A 13,246-nucleotide genomic window follows, 5' to 3' on the forward strand; every position below is an offset into this window, starting at 1 on the left:
GTTCAGGTGACTGCCCAGTCAAGGCTTTTGGCGTTCTCTATGCAGCCTCGACCGCATGAGCCTCGAACGCCACGCCAAGGCGTTTGCGGACAGCGCCGAAGATTGCCGCAAGATTGTCCATACTCGGATTGCCCTTTTCCGAAAGCATCCGGTGCAGGCTCTTGCTCGGACGGTTGGTTTCCGTCGCCAGTTCCTCGAAGCCGACCGAGGCATTGACCAGATCGCGCAGGATCAGCCGCGCGACGTGCGGTTCCCCATTGAGGAACGCGGTCGCCGCTTCATCGAGCATGGCCTTGGCGAAGGCGGGATCGCGCGTCGCGCGTTCCTTCACCGTCTCCTTGAAGTCGCGGGTCAGCACCATCTTGTCACTTCCTGTCTTTCCTGGCCGCCGCCTTGCGGGCCTTGTATTCGCTCAGCAGCCCGCCGGCCCGATCGATGTCGGACTGCTGCCGCTTCTTCGTTCCGCCCACGAACAGGATGATGAGTTCATCCCCATCCTGGGCAAGATAGAGCCGGTAGCCCGGTCCCCAATCGATCCGGTATTCCCCGAGTCCGCCGCCGATCCATTTGACGTTCGAAAGATTGCCCAGTTCCATCCGGACGATGGCAGTCGCCACCTTGGCCGAAGCCTGGGAATCGAGATCGTCGAACCATGATCGGAACGGGCTGGAGCCGTCCTCGCGAATATACTCCTGAACAATCAACTCACGCCCTTTCGGGTAACATATACGTTACCAATTGTCCAGTGATGACCCTCGATCAGGCGACCAGGCGCATACGGTCCAACTTGGCCGCGCCCTGCGCGAGCAAGCGGGCGATCTCGTCCGATGTGCGTCGGACGGCGAGCTTCAAGGCTTCGTCGATATGGATGTAGTCCTGCGTCACATTCTGCGATGCATGGCCCAGCATCGCCCTGATTGTCAGTTCCGAGAAGCCGAGTTCGCCGGCGATGCTGCCAAACGTGTGCCGCAGGGTATGGGGAGTAACATTGGCAAGGCCGGCGAGCTGGCAGACCCGTTTGAGGCAGGCGCTGACCGCCGTGTACGGACCATCCGCCGTTGCCGATGGAAACACGTGCGGATTGCCCGCGATCTCCGCTTGCAAGACGACGACCTTGATCGCTTCCGGCCCGATCGCGCGAATCTGCGCGTCGCCCTTAGTATCCGGGAAGGCGACAAAGCCGCCCATTGGATTGACCCAGGTTCGCTGCATCGCCTGCGCTTCTTCGCGGCGGTAGCCGGTGAGGAGAAGCGTGCGGATGACTGCAAGCGCGGTAGGACTTTCGCCATTGTGCTCGGCATATGCCATCGCCTTGCCCAGCGCCTCGATCTCGGCAACGCTGAGGCGCCGCGTTCTTTTCTTCCCCGCCAGCTTCTTCGCCCCCTTGGTCGGGTGCTCGACGAGAAGCCCTTTATGCTTGGCATGTCCGAGGATCGCCTGGAGGGTGCCCACGCAGCGCGCCGCCACGCCGGGTCCGCCGGTGGCCTTGCCGCCGCGACCGCCGGTGCGCGCTTTCTCGGTCTTCCCGTTCATGACATCGGTCTGCATCGCCTCGACATCGGCAATTGTCAGATGGCGGGCGATCCGTTTGCCAAGCAGTGGCTTGATGTGCGTCCTGATACGGCTCTCGTCCATGTCGAGCGAGGACGCCTTGATAGGCCGGTTCTTGCGCCCGAGTATCCGCCCGGCCCGTGCTTCGGTCAGATACCAGTCACACAGTTCATCGACATTCATCTCATTGCGCGTGCGGCGCGCCTCTTCCGCCGGGTCTTCTCCGGCAGCGACTGCGCCAAGCTTGATCTTGGCCAGATCGCGTGCCTGGTCGACCGTGAAGACACCAAAGCGCCCGATCTTGACCCGGCGCAGGCGCCCCTCCGTGTTCACATATTGGATGACGAAGGTCTTCGCGCCCGTGGAGCCGACCCGGACCCCGAAGCCCTTGATCTCGGTGTCCCAGATGAAGTCCTGGCCCGCCTTCGGAGGGACGAGTGCGTCAACCGTCCGCTTGTTCAGCTTGGCTTGCGCCATCGGAAGCTCCTCCAATTTATTACGCGGGCTCCGGCCGACCCAAAAGTAATAGGGACGTAATAGAAATGAGCCGTTTCGCAGCGCATTGGAGGATAAGGCGGCGCAGCGCAAAATCAATATCTATTTGAAATATCGTATAAAATCGTATAATCGAAAACCGTGGCGTAGGCGGATATCGAAGTTGCCAAGGTTGGGGTCGAGGGTTCGAATCCCTTCGCCCGCTCCAGAATTCATAGATATATCAATGAATTCTGGAGCGTTGGGCTGCAAGATCAACATTCCGAACTTCCGTGGTCAACACGTGGTCAACACGCCTGCTTTACACGCTAGTTTATCCGATCGCCGTCACGGAGCGCATAGTTGACTAAGGTTTATGGCGCCGCGATCCTATTATGCGTGGGTGCTCTTTTACCGAGGCCGCGTTCCTGTGGTCGAGAATTACGGACATTATAAATATTCCGGCGTGGATGACTTTCGCGCATGTATCGCGTCAAGCGCCCGCGGGCGCCTTGCCTGCAGCCTTTGCTACTGCAGTAAAGGCATCCAAGTTTTCAGCTTCGCGATCATGATTGAGCTGCGGTCCATAGCGCAGGACGAGGCCGGTCAGGCCGCAGTCGAACCATGGCTTGGCGCGCTCGGCGATGCGTTCGATCGGCCCCACCAGCCAGCCATCATCGATATAATCGTCCGGTACCGCGGCAATCGCCTCTTCCCAGAGTGATCCTTCCAGCAGGTTGCCACCGGCCTGCACCCGCGCTTCCGCGTCCTCGCCGCTGCCCGCCGCGATCAGTTCGGCCAGACGGTCGGCCATATCCTTGTAGCCGCGTGCTTCGATGAAGGGACGCTGGAGCGCGGACCAGGTGACGACATATTCCTTGAATGGCAGCATGGCCCGCCGCACGTCGCTGTCGACCAGCATGTCGACATGGGCCCATATGGAAAAACCGTCGAGGCCCTTGCCGTTTCCGGCTTTCGCGAACCCTTGTTCCAGCAGTGGCGCGAATAACTGCATGACGCCCGGCGCCCAGCCGGGTGGCATCCATCCTTCGGCGATCTCTGCGGCCAGGCTGATCATCTGCGGCCCGGACGCGCCGATGACGATCGGCGTGGGTGACATCACGTCCAGGCCGATTGCCGCCGGTTCCATCCCCTGCGCCCCCGGCCCCCGATAAGGGGCGGACCATTCCTCGCCTTGATGGTCGAGCGGGTGGCCGTTCAACCCCTGTCGCAACAGCGTCACGAAATCCCGCATGCGCTTGACCGGATTCCCCCACGGTCGCCCTTGGAAGCCTTCACACGCCATCGGGGCCGCGCTGCCCAAGCCTGCGATCACGCGATTGCCGCCGGTCAAATGATTGAGTGTCTGGTAGCTCATTGCCGCCATCGCGGGCGCGCGTGCAGTCACTTCCATGATCCGTGTGCCAAGCTTCAGCCGGCTGGTACGCGCGGCGATATAGGCGAGCGGTGTCAGGCAGTCCGAACCATAGCCTTCGGCAGTGAACACGGCATCATAGCCCATGCGTTCGGACAGGAGGATGCGCTCCATCGGCACCTCGAATCGCCTGTCCTGCCAGCGGATCTCCGTCGCAAGCTCGATCATCGCGCATCCTTTCTTAAACGGCCGTCGTTGCCGTCTTGCTCGGTGTCACAGGCCCTGTCGGCCACCATCGATCAGATAATCCGCGCCGGTGATGAAGGCGGCAGCATCCGATGCCAGGAACAGCGCCAGCGCCGCTACCTCCTCCGGTTTGCCCGGCCGCTGCAGCATCGCGTCGGACAGCATCTGCTTCGCGATCACCGGATCGGCCAGATAAGCGGCATTGCCGGGCGTCTCGATCACGCCGGGACTGATGCTCACCACCCTGATCCCGTGCGGCGCACCCTCCAGCGCCAACTGGCGCGTCAGGCCCAGCACGGCCGCCTTGGCTGCGGAATGCGCGCATTGCGGTGCGGCGCGCGAGGCCGCATGGCCGGAAACCGAGGCAGTGTTGATGATGACGCCGCCATTTTTCTTTAAATAGGGCCAAGCATAATGGCTGACGAAGAAAACCAGATCGGCTTCGTTGCGCATGCTAAAGCGCCAGTCGTCGATGGTCATCTCGTCGATGGCGCCGAACCGAGCCGCCGATCCATTATTGTAGACGATGTCGATCCGTCCGATTTCGGCGATCGCTCGCTCGACCCACGTCTTGGCACCGTCCGGGTCGCCGAAGTCCGTCTTGCCCCAGTCATGCATCACGCCCCCTGCCGCGCGCACTAGAGTGGTGGTTTCGGCATTGCCTTGTGCGTTGACGTCACCGCCAACAACAATGGCACCGGCCTCCGCAAAGGCTAGCGCCGCCGCGCGGCCTTGGCCGCCTGCCGTACCCGTGATCAGCGCGATGCGGCCGTCCAGCCGCTGGGACATGATAGCGCTCAACGCCCGTCCTCCGGCCGATCGTCTTCGATGGTGATGCGCCGCACGCGTGGATCGACCTTCCGGGCGATCGGCAAGGCGATTTCCGCCAGCAGGTCGGCCGACATGCGACAGACCGTGCAGGGGTCCTTGCCATCGAACAGACGCAGGTTCAGCGTGCCGGACATGGGATCGAACCGCCGGACCTCCAGGTCCAGCCCGTCGCCGTTGATCAGCGGGCGCAACACGCCCAGCACTGCGTCATCCATTGCATCTCTCTCCTCACTGGATGGCTAACGCTGCAAAAGCGCTTGCGGTATGGCAACGGATTTAATGAAAGCGCTGCTTTCCACTTTCAGGGGAATTGCCGCGGTGGCTCTCAGGCTCAGCCAGATATGCCTCCAGCGCCTCACAACCCTTTTCGGTCAGAAGCGGCGCAAACGTCAGCCTCATGAAGCCTGGCACATCCGGTTGGCAATCGAGCTGATAGTTGCCCGTCACCATCGGGCCGAAACCGGTGCCGGACACGATGCAGTGAACAACCGCCGCGACATTTAGTGGCCGCATCAGCCCGGCGTGGATGGCGGGGTCGACCTGATGTTCTACGACATCATGGATATAGGCAAGTTCCCGACGCACATAATGCTGTATGGAGGCTCCGGAGATTTCGAATTTGCTGTTTAGCAGATGTTCGCCACGACCGCGGCCATGATCTGCCAGATGTGCTATTCGCGCCTCGCAGAAGCTGAAAAGTGCGTCCAACTGGCCCGGGCCGCCCGCCGGATTTATACGTGGGTGATCGCCTCGTTCTATGGAGGCTTCGGCCGCCACGCGATACAACCCGTCCTTCGATCCGAACACCTCGTAGATCGTTGCGGTAGAGCAGCGCGCTTCCTTCGCGATCAGATTGATCGACATATCCTTCAGCGTGTGGGATCGAAAAGCCTCGATAGCAACATCTACGGCGCGTTGGATCGAGCGCGTCTTTTTATCGCTCATAGTCCCCTCCTACGGTGACGCGGCTTACTTGAACCAAGGGCAAGTGAGACCTGATTAAAGGCAAGGCCGCTGATGCGACCCTGCCCTTGGCATGCCCAATCGTCGTCCGCTCATTCGCCCCAATGATAGGTCAGCGTGAAACCATAAGTCCGCGGCGGCCCGGGATTCTGCGCGGTCACGCCGATGCCGGTATAGCTGTTGAACACATTTGTGAAATTGGCCTTGTCGGTCAGGTTTTTTGCCCAGACAGATATTTCCATCTTCGGGTCGGTCACCGCATAGGTGACGACCGCATTGAAGAGGCCGTAGCCGCGTATGCGCGATGCGTCGTTGGCGATGGCAACGGCGGCCGCCTGTGCAGGATCGCCGGTGGTGAAGAAGTCAAATTGGCGCGACGAGATATAGCTATAGTCGCCATGCAGGGTCAGCCGATCTTTGCCGACATCGAAATCCTGGGTCAGGCCCAGATTGGCCGTCCATTTGGGCGAATAGGGCACCGGCTCACCCGAACGGTCGACACTGACGACCGCGCCCCCAACCAGCTGATTCTCGAACCGGCTGCCACTAACGTAGCGCGCATGCAGATAGGCAAAGCTGCTCTCGATCCGCATGCCTTCCCACGGCAGCAGGGTCGCTTCCGCTTCCAGTCCATAGGTATGCACCTTGCCGGCATTGTTGACGAACTGCGTGCTGGCGCATTGCGGCGGCGTGCCCTCGCACACGACGGCGTTCACGATGCGCTGCACGCTGCTCTGCCAGCTGTAGAAGGCCGCCAGGTTCGTCCGCAGATGGCGATCAAGGAACTCGCCCTTGAAGCCGACTTCGACGTCACGGACGTCTTCGGGCTTGAAGGACGTCGAATAGGGCGGCGGCACAGGGCGCGAATTGTACCCGCCCGACATGGATGCGCCGCTCGTCTTAGCATAAACGAAGACATCGGGACTGAGGCGATAGTCGATACCGGCCGTCCAGGCGGGATAATTGAACTTGACCGTTTCGGGATTATTGCAGTCGTCGCCCGTATTGGGGATGCCGGCATTGGGACCGACCACGCAGGTCTGGAATTCCGGCGCCACCTTCCAGGTATTCGTGTTGTGCCGATTGATGTGCCGCGTATCCCAGGTGTAGCGAATGCCGCCGGTGACGCGCAGCGCGTCGGTGAAATTATAGTTCGCCTGGAAGAAGGCTCCCTTCGACGACTGGACATAATTTGCGTTGTTGAACACCGGCGAGCCGATGGGTGTATATTCGAACGTATCGGCCTCGGTCGATTCTGTGCCATGTTCGCGGAAATAATAGAGGCCCGTGATGAAGTGCAGCGCGCCGAAATCGCCGCTCAGCTGTAATTCCTGGCTGAACTGACGATTGCGATAAACGCTGTATCCCGCGCCGGCTGCGGTCGGCAGGGCCGACAGATTGAATACGTTGAAGGAGCGCGACTTGCGATAGCCCGTGATCGACTTGATCGACAGGTTTCCCAGGTCGACGACCAGATTGCTGGTGCCCGACCAGCCCTTAGTCCCATCCCCCAGCACACCCAATTGATCCAGCTTCGGGTTGCCGAACGCATTATATTGATAGCTGGTATTAGGGTTGTTCGATAGCAGCCCGCCGAAATTGGGGAAGGCGGGATTGCCGAACTGGGTGAAGGGCCCCTCCAAGCCTTGCGGAATGAACTTCCGAACGTCGGAAGACGGCACGGGGAAGCCGAGGGCACCGCTCAGGATCGCGTCGGGCTCTACGCCGATAAGGCCCGGATTGGCCTGCTGGTGCTGGGCCAGCCCATAATAATAGGCGACGGGGCTGGCGGGGTTCAGCCCGGCCACGATGAAGGCAGGGCCGCTCCCATGCTGTTCGGTATAGTCGCCGCTGACCGTCCAGGTGACCGGCAGATTGTCGGGCTCCCACTTCAACGATCCGCGCGCCAGATAGCTGGCATCCAGACTGCCGAGGGCATTCTTCAGATAGGGCGCGGGATAATAACCCTTGTGATCCTCGTAGCGGCCGGCAAAGCGCGCGGCTAGGGTCGGATTCAGGGGCAAATTCAACACGCCCTCGAACAGGTTCGCGTCATAATTGCCGTAACCGACCTTCATATAGCCCTCGAACTTGTCGGTGGGGGCATTTGTCGTAACGTTGAGCGCGCCGCCGGTCGTGTTGCGGCCAAACAGCGTCCCTTGCGGGCCGCGCAGCACTTCGGCGCTAGAAAGGTCGAGAAAGCCGACATTGGCACCGATGGCCCGGCCGAGATACACGCCGTCAATGTAGATTCCGACGGCATTGTCCGAAAAACTATTCGGGCTGTTCTGTGCTTGGCCGCGGATGGAGATGTAGAGGATCGAGGATGGGCCGGTGCCGCCCGTGCCGACGCTGACCGCGGGCGCGGCGCGCTGAAGGTCCGTCGCCTGAACGACCTGACGCTCGACCAGTGCCTCGTTGCTGAACGCGGTCACCGCGACCGGCGTGGTCTGCAGCGCCTCGCTCGTGCGGCGGGCTGTTACGACGATATCTTCCAGCTGGGTTGATCCAGAATGCTGCGACGCCGCCGTGGCGCCGTCCTGACCGAAGGCAGGCATTACGGTACCGGCAAGTAAAATGGTCGAAGAAAGCCAAACAAGGCGCTTGGACAAAATATGCATCCGTCTCTCTCCCTAATTTTATATTGTCACGGCTTGGGTCATGGATGATTTTTGGAAACGATAATCGCTTTTGAAAGCTTGAAAAGACTTATACCTGGAATGAAAGCCCCGTTTCATTATTTGCTGATCACACATAAACTACTGCGATTTCTCAATCGTCTAGTATCGGCTGCAGATCCACTTCGGTTAAATAAGCGGCCTGTCCGCACCCCTCCAGCAGGAAGGACTGACGCTTCAACCAGTGATGGAACAAGCGGATGAGCGCCGCGTCGGTACCAGGCTCCCCGCCATGCTCCACGATCCAGCGCGAGAGCCCGGCCTGCGCCGCTTCCCAATCCGCCGGCGTTTCGCCCGTCAAGCTCTCGATATCGGCAATGTGGGCCGCACGCACCGATTGCCCATAATCATTCACCCGTCCCAGATGCAGCGCCTGTGCCGCAACAGAATCGCGCTGATAGTCCGCTGCCGCATCGCCGCACGGCATGGCTTTTACGTGGCGGACTAGGTGCCGGGACGCCTGTGCGAATCCGAGCGGATCGCGCGTGGGCCCAGGCGGATCCTCCAGCAATACGTCATCATGCGCGGCCATGGCGCTGATCATCCAGCGGCTCGTCGCCACGCAATAGTGCTGATAGGCGACGAAATCTTGTTCAGGGGCGCTGTCGAACATCAGCGGCCACATCAGGAATCCGTTGACGCCACAGAAGCCGGCGGTGTGAAACTCGATGAGCTTGCGGCTGATCGTGTCGCCGGTCAGCGTTTCGTAATGGCGAACGAGGGCGGTCAGATCGCCCAGCTTTTCGGTCGAATCGCGCAACCGCATGCCCGACAGCTCGGCGGCAGGATCGCCCAGCGAGGATACTTCGAAATCGATGAGTCCGGTCACATGGCCCGCATCGTCGAACAGGAACTGGCCACCATCAAAATTGACGAAGCTCAACCGATCGCGATCCTTGGGCACGTTGCGGGTCAGCCAGGACCAGGCGAACTCCATGAGCGGCCAAGGCCGGCCGCCGATCCGTTCGGCGAAAATCGCCTGCGAGGGCGCATAAAGATTGAGGGCGATCTCCTCGGCCGTTCGCGGTACGGGCAGCCGCACGGCATCGAAGGCGTTGATCGGCAGCGCATGGACGCGCGCGATGATCGCCATGAAATCCTCGCGTACCTTCCGCTGCTGGGCGGCGTCGGCGATCGTCGCGGAATCGATCCGGCCTGGCAACATCTCCATCACGATGCACAGCGGATCATCTATCATGCCGAACACGCGCGGGGCCGGAATGCCGTGCCTTTCGAAGGCGTGGTGGATTGGCGTGCTCAACGTCATGGGGTTGGAGACGCCGCAGAGCGCGGTGTTGTCCGCGATCATCTTCAACGCGCTCATTATACCGCTGCTGGTGCCGCTGGCGCTGAAAGGCGTGCGCTACCGGCCGATGGCAGCGGGACCGTTGCTCGCTCGCAATCTGTCCATCTATGGCCTCGGCGGCCTGGTCGCGCCCTTTGTCGGTATCAAGCTGATCGACCTAGCCGTGTCCGGCCTCCATCTCGCTTGAGGATCGTTCCAATGCTTTCCGACCTTCGTTCCGCATTGCGCCCCGCGCTGGTGCTCACCTTGCTCTTCGCACTGCTGCTGGGCCTTGCCTATCCAATGGCGCTCACCGGCATAGGTCAGGCGCTCTTCCCCTATCAGGCAAACGGCAGCCTGGTCCGCGAAGACGACCGAGTTATCGGCTCTGCGCTCATCGGACAGGCATTTGCCAGTGACCGCTATTTCCACGGACGACCCTCCGCCGCCGGTGCGAGGGGCTATGATGCCGCCGCCTCCGCAGGTTCCAATCTTGGCCCCGCCAGCAAGGTGCTGGCCGAGCGTGTTCGCAATGAAGCGCAAGCGCTTGCCGCCATCGCACCGGGTCGCCCCGTCCCGCCCGATCTGGTGACGACCTCCGCCTCGGGACTCGACCCCCATATCAGTCCCGAGGCGGCCTTGTATCAGGTCGATCGCGTCGCCAAGGTGCGGGGCTTGCCGGCCGAACAAGTGCGCGCGTTGGTCCAGGCGCAGATCGAATACCCCCTTCTAGGATTCATCGGCGAGCCTCGCGTCAATGTTCTCGCGCTCAATCGCGCGCTCGACGGGGAGACGAAGGGCAACTAATCTTGGGCTATGGCATCGGTCGCGAAAATCCTGATTGTCGAAGATGACGCCCATATTCGGCGACTATTGCGCGCGGCTGTTCAGCGCGCCGGTCACGGCGTCGTGGAGGCGACGAGCGCGCGCGAGGGGCTTTCATTGCTGGACATCGAGAAGCCCGATGTGGTGCTGCTCGATCTTGGCCTTCCCGATCGTGATGGGCTGGAATTGATCCAGCCGATGCGCAGCCGGTCGAATGCGACGCTGATTGTCGTTTCAGCGCGGGAGGACACGGCGGAGAAAGTGGCGGCCCTCGATCTTGGCGCGGACGACTATCTGACCAAGCCTTTCGATACCGAGGAACTGCTGGCCCGCATCCGCACGGCCATGCGTCATCGCACTCCCGACCAGGAGACGGAGCGGGTGATCGAAACGGGCGACGTGCGGATCGACCTCGCGCATCGCCGGGTCGAGCGCGACGGCCAGGACGTTCACCTTACGCCCAAGGAATACGGCGTGCTTGCCGAACTAAGCCGACGCCCCGATCGGGTGGTGAGTCATGCACAATTGCTCCGCGCGGTTTGGGGAGCTGCACAGGAGGATCGCGTCGATTATCTCCGTATCGCGGTACGCGGCCTGCGCCAGAAGCTGGAACCCGACCCATCCCGCCCGCGTTTGATCGTCAATGAGCTGGCCGTAGGCTATCGTTTATCGGCCAGAGGCTAGTCGCGCAGAGGCAATATGCCCCTTCGCTATTTCAGACGATAATCAGCCAGTTCTCATCTTCGTCATCATTTGCGGCCGATACGCGCATCCGATCCTGTCGGTCAGGCTCTGTGCATCTGGCGGGGAGGCGTATTCCTGAACGCCAGAAATGTCGCGACATCTTCCATCGGCATGGCTTTGGAATAAAGGAAGCCCTGCGCGGTATCGCAGCCCATGCCCATAAGGTGCGCTTCCTGATCCACAGTTTCGACGCCCTCCGCCACGACTTCGAGGCCAAGGCAATGCCCAAGGTTGATGACCGTTGCCGAAATGGCTTCAGCATCCGGATTCGATCCGATTTTCTCGATAAAGGAACGGTCGATTTTGAGCAGATCGACGGGAAACTGGTTGAGATGAGACAGCGAGGCATAACCTGTGCCGAAATCATCGAGGGCGATACGGATGCCGTGATCGCTAAGCTGCCGCAGCGCGTCTTTGACGCCGTCGGCGCTTTGGCCCAGGAACACGGTTTCCGTTACTTCGATCTGAATGCATGATGGCGGAACGCCTCTTGCGTCCAGCCGAAGCAGGATGGTTTCGACAAAGCCACCCCTTCGGAAGTCTGCGGCGGTAACGTTGATTGCGACATGGCCAAATGCGATTCCGGCCTGCACCCAACGCTCGACATCGTCCAGAATTCTTTCCAGCATCCGTTCGCTCAGGGGACCGCTCAGGGCGGAGTCGTCGAATGCGGCCTGAATAAGACCCGGATGCTGTAGTTCGCCGTCGCGATCCCTCCACCGCAGGAGGGCTTCGAAGCCGACGACCTGCGACGTGCGGAGCGAAACCTTGGGTTGATAGTGGGGAATGATGGTATCGCACTGGAGCGCATAGCGCGCTGACGCGATCATGGCCTGGTGCCTGTCGACCTCGACCATCATCGCAGGTTCGAAAATCCGCAGTTGCGCTCTGCCGCCGGCTTTCGCAGCATAAAGCGCGATATCGGCTGCCTTCATGATTTCCGAACGCAGTCTGCCGTCTCGCGGGATGAAGCTTGCGCCGATGCTGGCGCTGCAATCGATCAAGCGGCCGCCATGAACGAACGGTTGGCGCAACCGGTCGAATATCATCTGCGCCGTGCGATCGACCGCCGTCGCCGATCGGGCAGTCAGGATGAGCGCGAATTCATCTCCACCGGTCCTCGCGACAATATCATCGCCGGCTACCGCCGCGCGGAGATGATCGGCGAAAGCGCAGAGCAGTGCGTCGCCTGCGTCGTGACCCAGCGTGTCGTTGACCGATTTGAAATTGTCGACATCGACGATGAGCAGGGCGCCTACCATCGCGTGATCGGCGTTATTGAGCATCCTGTCCAGACGATCCTGGAGCACGGCCCTGTTCGGCAGGCCTGTCAGCGCATCATGCTGCGCCATCCAGATGGCCTCCTCCTCGGATTTCTTCTGATGCGTGATGTCTCGCGCCACCATGATCAGGCGTCCGGAGCCGTCGCAAATCTGGTTGATGATGATGTCGAGCCAATGCTTCCCGCCACTTGCATCGAAGTGGTGGGTGACCAGATTTGCCGATTTACCAGTCTTGGCGCGTTCAAGGGCGCGGACGCCCGATGCCTGATCTTCTTCGGGCAGAAGGCTCAACCATTCCCGGCCGATCAGCGTATCTTGATCGTAATCGACCGAATTGGGCTGGTTGCAGAAGATGATCCTATTCGTCGCGTCAAGGATGAGCGTGTAATCGGGACTGGCTTGCAGGATGGTCTGATTCAAGGACTCGCTGCGCTGAAGATCGTTCAATGCGATCATTCGTGACACCATCATCTGGTGCAACGAGAATGATGCTGAAAAGATCGTCAGGAAGAATATCGGCAGCTGCACGCTAATGATCGGCATGACCGGTTCGGCTGTCAGAAATCCCGCAACGACACAGGGCAGCAACGCCATGAAGACCATCGTTGCCGCCAGCCTTGGCGTGCCGAAATTCCTCAAACATATGCCGCACACCATCGCCGCGGCCGACAGGCATGCTATCGTCGCCAAGACCCAGTCGCCACTTGTGAGGCAAAGATATGTGCCGAATCCTACCGAGCTGGCCCAGGCACAGGACAATAGAGCGGACAGCAGCAACAGTGGTGGTGTCCGTCCGGTCCGGATGACGCGCCGACCGTGAACGAGGACAGCCAGGCGAATCGCGCCAAGCATGATCTCAAACAGCAGCCAGCCGATGAACGCAGGTGAGGGATGACGCCATACCGCGACGGTGGCAACCGCTGCGATGTTCATGATGCCGCCTAGAAAGATGGGAACCGACGCAAACAGGCCGTTCCTCAGCTGAACCGCG

12 protein-coding genes and 1 pseudogene are annotated in these 13,246 nt (G+C 60.7%); 3 read left to right on the top strand and 10 right to left on the bottom strand.

Annotated elements, in window-relative coordinates:
- Positions 1 to 37: 37 nt before the first annotated feature.
- The 9 genes from ATN00_RS04805 to ATN00_RS04845 form a co-directional block, all read right to left on the bottom strand.
- A complete protein-coding gene (locus tag ATN00_RS04805; protein ID WP_062062762.1) occupies positions 38 to 361 on the bottom strand; it encodes a helix-turn-helix domain-containing transcriptional regulator in 324 nt (107 codons plus the stop codon).
- Between the two features lie 4 nt (positions 362 to 365).
- Positions 366 to 704, bottom strand: coding sequence for a type II toxin-antitoxin system RelE/ParE family toxin (locus tag ATN00_RS04810; RefSeq protein WP_062062765.1), 339 nt, complete (start codon positions 702 to 704; stop codon positions 366 to 368).
- Between the two features lie 55 nt (positions 705 to 759).
- Positions 760 to 2,028: a tyrosine-type recombinase/integrase gene (locus ATN00_RS04815; RefSeq protein ID WP_062062768.1), complete on the bottom strand. Its 1,269-nt coding sequence runs from the start codon at positions 2,026 to 2,028 to the stop codon at positions 760 to 762.
- Between the two features lie 490 nt (positions 2,029 to 2,518).
- Positions 2,519 to 3,628 (bottom strand): LLM class flavin-dependent oxidoreductase, encoded by a 1,110-nt coding sequence (locus ATN00_RS04820; protein WP_062062770.1) that lies wholly within the window; start codon positions 3,626 to 3,628, stop codon positions 2,519 to 2,521.
- A gap of 45 nt (positions 3,629 to 3,673) precedes the next feature.
- Complete coding sequence (locus ATN00_RS04825; RefSeq protein ID WP_197413668.1) at positions 3,674 to 4,447, bottom strand: SDR family NAD(P)-dependent oxidoreductase; 774 nt, start codon at positions 4,445 to 4,447, stop codon at positions 3,674 to 3,676.
- On the bottom strand, positions 4,444 to 4,692 hold the full coding sequence (locus ATN00_RS04830; protein WP_062062775.1) for a hypothetical protein: 249 nt from the start codon (positions 4,690 to 4,692) through the stop codon (positions 4,444 to 4,446). Before ATN00_RS04830 ends, ATN00_RS04825 begins: the two co-directional genes overlap by 4 nt.
- 61 nt (positions 4,693 to 4,753) lie before the next feature.
- Positions 4,754 to 5,422, bottom strand: coding sequence for a TetR/AcrR family transcriptional regulator (locus ATN00_RS04835; RefSeq protein ID WP_062062777.1), 669 nt, complete (start codon positions 5,420 to 5,422; stop codon positions 4,754 to 4,756).
- Positions 5,423 to 5,532: 110 nt separating this feature from the next.
- Positions 5,533 to 8,061: a TonB-dependent receptor gene (locus tag ATN00_RS04840; protein ID WP_062062779.1), complete on the bottom strand. Its 2,529-nt coding sequence runs from the start codon at positions 8,059 to 8,061 to the stop codon at positions 5,533 to 5,535.
- 151 nt (positions 8,062 to 8,212) lie between these two features.
- A complete protein-coding gene (locus ATN00_RS04845) occupies positions 8,213 to 9,316 on the bottom strand; it encodes a phosphotransferase (protein ID WP_062062782.1) in 1,104 nt (367 codons plus the stop codon).
- A gap of 49 nt (positions 9,317 to 9,365) precedes the next feature.
- Between ATN00_RS04845 and ATN00_RS04850 the strand changes: the two are divergent.
- The 3 genes and pseudogenes from ATN00_RS04850 to ATN00_RS04860 all read left to right on the top strand — a co-directional run.
- Positions 9,366 to 9,611 (top strand): annotated as a pseudogene (locus tag ATN00_RS04850) (potassium-transporting ATPase subunit B); the annotation flags it as partial.
- Between the two features lie 11 nt (positions 9,612 to 9,622).
- Positions 9,623 to 10,210, top strand: a complete 588-nt coding sequence (kdpC, locus tag ATN00_RS04855; protein WP_062062787.1) for a potassium-transporting ATPase subunit KdpC — start codon at positions 9,623 to 9,625, stop codon at positions 10,208 to 10,210.
- 9 nt (positions 10,211 to 10,219) lie between these two features.
- On the top strand, positions 10,220 to 10,912 hold the full coding sequence (locus ATN00_RS04860; RefSeq protein ID WP_062062790.1) for a response regulator: 693 nt from the start codon (positions 10,220 to 10,222) through the stop codon (positions 10,910 to 10,912).
- 101 nt (positions 10,913 to 11,013) lie between these two features.
- Here the strand turns inward: ATN00_RS04860 and ATN00_RS04865 are convergent, their stop codons facing one another.
- Entirely contained in the window at positions 11,014 to 13,188 is a 2,175-nt protein-coding gene (locus ATN00_RS04865; protein WP_197413670.1) for a putative bifunctional diguanylate cyclase/phosphodiesterase, read from the bottom strand.
- Positions 13,189 to 13,246 lie beyond the last annotated feature (58 nt).

This window comes from Sphingobium baderi (genome assembly GCF_001456115.1).
Lineage (GTDB): Bacteria > Pseudomonadota > Alphaproteobacteria > Sphingomonadales > Sphingomonadaceae > Sphingobium > Sphingobium baderi_A.

Coding starts and splice junctions, on each gene's coding strand:
- ATN00_RS04805 (WP_062062762.1), bottom strand. CDS start 361: ATGGTGCTGACCCGCGACTTCAAGGAGACGGTGAAGGAACGCGCGACG.
- ATN00_RS04815 (WP_062062768.1), bottom strand. CDS start 2,028: ATGGCGCAAGCCAAGCTGAACAAGCGGACGGTTGACGCACTCGTCCCT.
- ATN00_RS04820 (WP_062062770.1), bottom strand. CDS start 3,628: ATGATCGAGCTTGCGACGGAGATCCGCTGGCAGGACAGGCGATTCGAG.
- ATN00_RS04830 (WP_062062775.1), bottom strand. CDS start 4,692: ATGGATGACGCAGTGCTGGGCGTGTTGCGCCCGCTGATCAACGGCGAC.
- ATN00_RS04835 (WP_062062777.1), bottom strand. CDS start 5,422: ATGAGCGATAAAAAGACGCGCTCGATCCAACGCGCCGTAGATGTTGCT.
- ATN00_RS04840 (WP_062062779.1), bottom strand. CDS start 8,061: ATGCATATTTTGTCCAAGCGCCTTGTTTGGCTTTCTTCGACCATTTTA.
- ATN00_RS04845 (WP_062062782.1), bottom strand. CDS start 9,316: ATGATAGATGATCCGCTGTGCATCGTGATGGAGATGTTGCCAGGCCGG.
- kdpC (WP_062062787.1), top strand. CDS start 9,623: ATGCTTTCCGACCTTCGTTCCGCATTGCGCCCCGCGCTGGTGCTCACC.
- ATN00_RS04860 (WP_062062790.1), top strand. CDS start 10,220: ATGGCATCGGTCGCGAAAATCCTGATTGTCGAAGATGACGCCCATATT.
- ATN00_RS04865 (WP_197413670.1), bottom strand. CDS start 13,188: ATGAACATCGCAGCGGTTGCCACCGTCGCGGTATGGCGTCATCCCTCA.